Annotated in this window: 5 protein-coding genes and 1 pseudogene; 4 read left to right on the forward strand and 2 right to left on the reverse strand. The window is 54.8% G+C overall.

The window, feature by feature from the left end:
• Positions 1–157: 157 nt before the first annotated feature.
• Complete coding sequence (locus CFR80_RS17195; protein WP_110507789.1) at positions 158–355, reverse strand: hypothetical protein; 198 nt, start codon at positions 353–355, stop codon at positions 158–160.
• A 262-nt stretch (positions 356–617) separates the two neighbouring features.
• Here CFR80_RS17195 and CFR80_RS17200 point away from each other — a divergent pair, with 262 nt between their 5' ends.
• From CFR80_RS17200 to CFR80_RS17215, 4 genes and pseudogenes are all read left to right on the forward strand, one after another.
• Positions 618–935 (forward strand): hypothetical protein, encoded by a 318-nt coding sequence (locus CFR80_RS17200; RefSeq protein ID WP_258367933.1) that lies wholly within the window; start codon positions 618–620, stop codon positions 933–935.
• A gap of 26 nt (positions 936–961) precedes the next feature.
• Positions 962–1762 (forward strand): annotated as a pseudogene (locus CFR80_RS20020) (IS5 family transposase); the annotation flags it as partial.
• Between the two features lie 156 nt (positions 1763–1918).
• A complete protein-coding gene (locus CFR80_RS17210) occupies positions 1919–2923 on the forward strand; it encodes a thiol:disulfide interchange protein DsbG (protein ID WP_019086201.1) in 1005 nt (334 codons plus the stop codon).
• Positions 2920–3345, forward strand: coding sequence for a hypothetical protein (locus CFR80_RS17215; RefSeq protein ID WP_258367934.1), 426 nt, complete (start codon positions 2920–2922; stop codon positions 3343–3345). Before CFR80_RS17210 ends, CFR80_RS17215 begins: the two co-directional genes overlap by 4 nt.
• 72 nt (positions 3346–3417) lie before the next feature.
• Here the strand turns inward: CFR80_RS17215 and CFR80_RS17220 are convergent.
• Positions 3418–3798: ATP-binding protein (locus CFR80_RS17220; protein ID WP_181418227.1), on the reverse strand; the 381-nt coding region annotated here is incomplete at its 5' end.

The following is a 3798-nucleotide window of genomic DNA, read 5'->3' on the forward strand; positions in this document are numbered from 1 at the left end:
GCTCAGCCTGGAACAGTCTTACGGCCCTGCCGGAAACCATCCGATCCATCAGACTCAGAAAATGGGCCCACACGAATCAGTACCTATAACCGTTGGTATTACTCCGCGTTTTCTGTATTATTCGAGTATTACTTAGAGCACCATATCGATCCGATTGTCAGTCTGGCATCTCCATCGTGATCAAGCTTGCTTTCGGGATCCAGATTCGGTCATCGTGCAATAGCGCGTTAGTATGGATAACGAGTTTGCTCATTATCGTGGTAACAGCGAGCGTCACATGCTTGCCGTTGTCAATGCGCAGATTATGGCTCTGCTTTAAATCAGGCTTGAACCGCAAGGCTACGAATGCGCTCATGTAAAGCGCATGCTGACTATAGGTGCCCCCAAAGAAACACTTGGTAACAATAACGAGATATGCGTTACAACAAGACGGAATCGTGTAGATTGAGCAGGCTGATCATGATTCCGTGGAGCCAGGTGACCAGATTAAATCACGACGGAAATCGTCAATAATAGCAAAGTATATCATGATATCTCGTTCCAGAACTCCGTAAGAAGCATGATAATGGTGCATTTCGCTGCTTCAATGTGTTCGTCTTGAGCCATGTGGGGATGACATGAAGTTTGATGAACTTCGCTCGCGTTTCGAGCTTATCGATGACGAACCATCCGGACAGCTATGTTTGACGCTGGTTCAAGCGGTTTTAGCGCTTAGATGCAATATTGAATATATCGCTTCTCCCGCGAAAACATCGACTGCCAGACGTGAGCAGGCAAAATCACTGCACCCCATTCTGATGCTTTGCCACGAAAAAGGCCGTCAGTTGAAAAACGACCACCCGAATTCCCATTATTTGCAACTCCGCCTTGATATTCTTGTAAAAATGATAAGCGAGATGTCGGTCGACGAGTTAGGTTTCGTGGACAAAGGTTGACAGTAACGTCCATGATTGATTCAAAGCTGCCTTTTGGAGGCGTTGTTGGGCGAGCGAATTGGGCTTTCGGACGAGGAATGGGCCATCATCGGGACGCTGCTTCCGCCTGAGAGGGGTCGTGGCTGCCGTCCTGCGCAAGACAATCGTCTGTATTTCGAAGGCATGATGTGGATTGCCCGAACCGGATCGCAGTGGCGCCACCTGCCTGATGATTATGGCAAGTGGAACAGCGTGTTCCGACGCTACCGACGATGGGTGACGACAGGCGTGTTCGATGCGATGCTCGAAACCTTGGCTGAAATGGTCGAGCGGGATACCACTGCCGACATGATCGACAGCACGGTGGTCCGGGCACATCATTGTGCTATCGGTATAAAAAAGGGACACAGGAAACCGAGGCGCTTGGCCGATCGCGCGGTGGTTTCACCACCAAACTGCACGCCCGATGCGACGCCAGGGGACGCCCTCTCGGTTTTGTCCTGACGCCGGGACAGACCCACGATATTCAGGGTTTCGGCCCGCTGTTCCGCATGATCGCTGACAAGATCGAGGCGTTACTGGCAGACAAAGGTTACGATGCCGACCTCATTCGCGAGGAACTTGCCAAGGCCGAAATCGAAGCCGTCATCCCGAGCAAAAGCAACCGTCGCAATCCTGTACCTCATGATAAAACCAAATATCGCTGGCGCAATCTCGTCGAGCGCCTGTTCAACAAACTCAAGAACTGGCGACGCGTTGCCACCCGATATGACAAAACCAAGGAATCATATCTTGGCTTCGTCAGTCTCGTGTCAGCACTCCAGTGGATACCCTTTGTCCACGAAACCTAGGAAGCGAAACAGGAGAGACGTTTATTCTCTCCCCGATCAACCCTGCTTTTGAAAATCCCCTGTCTCGAGAAAGGGGGAACGACAAGGAATGATTTTTTAATCGCAGTCGCATGATCAGGGCGTACAGGACATAGGTATTGTCCGGAGTCCGCCATGCGCTGTTTCTACGTGTTGCCATTTCTCCTGCTCATGCACGCGCCAGCGCGAGGACAGCAATGCTCTGTGTCTACTCCGATTGGGTCCAGGAGCGACACCATAGGGCCGCCCCTGGAACATGGTGATAAAGGTAGGACCGATGCAGTCGCCCACCTTGGAATCGCAGGGGCCAACATCGAAAAACTACCCGATCTCCACGGCTTCGAAGCTGGCATCGCCCATACCCGGAACGAACTCCTCGTCTTTTTCGCTCCGGAAAGCCATGCGATCGTGCTTAGCGGCACGCTGATCCCGGTCCCCTACGACACCCTACGTTCCCTGGCCGGATCGCGCGCCCACGATCTCGCGCCGGTCGATGGCATCAGGGGAATGTTTGTTCGGGCAGATAACCGTTTTCAGGTCGTCTATGCGACCCCGGATGGCAAGGCAGCAGTCGCTGCCCGCATGTGGGGCGCCACCGGACAGGACATCACGAGAGACCAGATCAGGGGCATTCCTGGAGCCGTCCCGGAAATCAGTATCTCTGGCGCTTCAGCCGACGCTAACGAACAGTCCGGGCTCCCGGGTCTCTCGGGAGGCCTTATAGGGATACCTTCAGCCCCGGAAGTCATCATGTTCATAGACCCGCAATGTATCTACTCGATGAAGGCGATGCATATCCTTCAGCCCGCAATCGATGCAGGGAAAGTTCGCCTGAAAATAGTCCCGCTGTCATTGCTTGATTACGAGGATAATGGCGCCAGCACCGTCAATGCGAGAGCCATGCTGTCGCTTCCGGCAAACGAGATGGCACAAGCGTGGGTCAACGGTCGCCTAAACCCAGGATTGACAGCACCTGAACCGGATAGTGAGGAGAAGCTTGCCCGCAATACCGAGATTGCACGGCGGATAGGGCTCACAGGGACCCCAACCTTCGTCTGGATGCACCGCAATGGCAGGATCGGCCGGCTCGACGGCGTTCCCACGGATGTCGCCACGTTTCTGACCTCGGTCTCGCAATGAAGACACGACAGGACCAGACCGGCCCGCGGCGTTTTTTTGCAAGAACGCGCAAGGTGGCCCGGCTGGTGATTGGCGATCCACGTACATTGGTCGCCTGGTCCGATGTAACGAGAAATGCCGCGCTGATTGAAGCCCTCGGGAAGGGATTACTGACGCCAAAAGCCGGTATGCAGGGCCCGCGGGCGCCAGACGGTACCCCTATTGATATCGCCGCGATCGCTGCCGAATATGGCGTCGAACCCCGCGTTGTGGCGATCTTACTCGATCAGAGACAGCATGAGACATACAGACGGGCGCTTGCTGCCAGTATGCTCGCTGTTGTTCTGGTTCTTGGCTGGACCGGAGAAATGCTCCTTTCCCACTGTGTCAATCGGCACTCAAAAATAACCCCTGATCGGCATGCAATATTAACCCCCTGTTGAAGGCCCGGCCTGTCTCCTGAAGCCGTAGGCGTAAGGAGACAGGCCGGGGCAGGTATGGATCTGGAGAGAGGTTCAGTTACGGTTCCTGAACCGCCAGCTTTCGTTCCCTGTCTCGATGATGTCGCAGTGATGGGTCAGACGGTCGAGCAGTGCCGTGGTCATCTTGGCGTCGGCGAATACACTGGCCCATTCACCGAAGGACAGGTTCGTGGTGACAATGACCGAGGTCTGTTCATAAAGGCGGCTGATCATATGGAACAGCAACTGTCCGCCAGACTGGGCAAAGGGCAGGTATCCCAGTTCGTCGAGGATGACAAAGTCCAGTCGGCCGAGTTGTTCGGCCAGCCGACCCGCCCTTGCCGCCCGACTGTCAGCCTCAAGCCGGTTGACCAGGTCCACCACGTTGAAGAACCGGCCACGCCGACCTGTGCGGATGCAGCTCCGGCCAATGGC

Origin of the sequence: Komagataeibacter oboediens (assembly GCF_003207815.1) — a bacterium.
In the GTDB taxonomy this organism is placed as follows: Bacteria; Pseudomonadota; Alphaproteobacteria; order Acetobacterales; family Acetobacteraceae; genus Komagataeibacter; species Komagataeibacter oboediens.

Bases quoted from the DNA above. Each gene is read 5' to 3' on its own strand.
- CFR80_RS17195 (WP_110507789.1), bottom strand. From the start codon at position 355: ATGAGCGCATTCGTAGCCTTGCGGTTCAAGCCTGATTTAAAGCAGAGC.
- CFR80_RS17200 (WP_258367933.1), top strand. From the start codon at position 618: ATGAAGTTTGATGAACTTCGCTCGCGTTTCGAGCTTATCGATGACGAA.
- CFR80_RS17210 (WP_019086201.1), top strand. From the start codon at position 1,919: ATGCGCTGTTTCTACGTGTTGCCATTTCTCCTGCTCATGCACGCGCCA.
- CFR80_RS17215 (WP_258367934.1), top strand. From the start codon at position 2,920: ATGAAGACACGACAGGACCAGACCGGCCCGCGGCGTTTTTTTGCAAGA.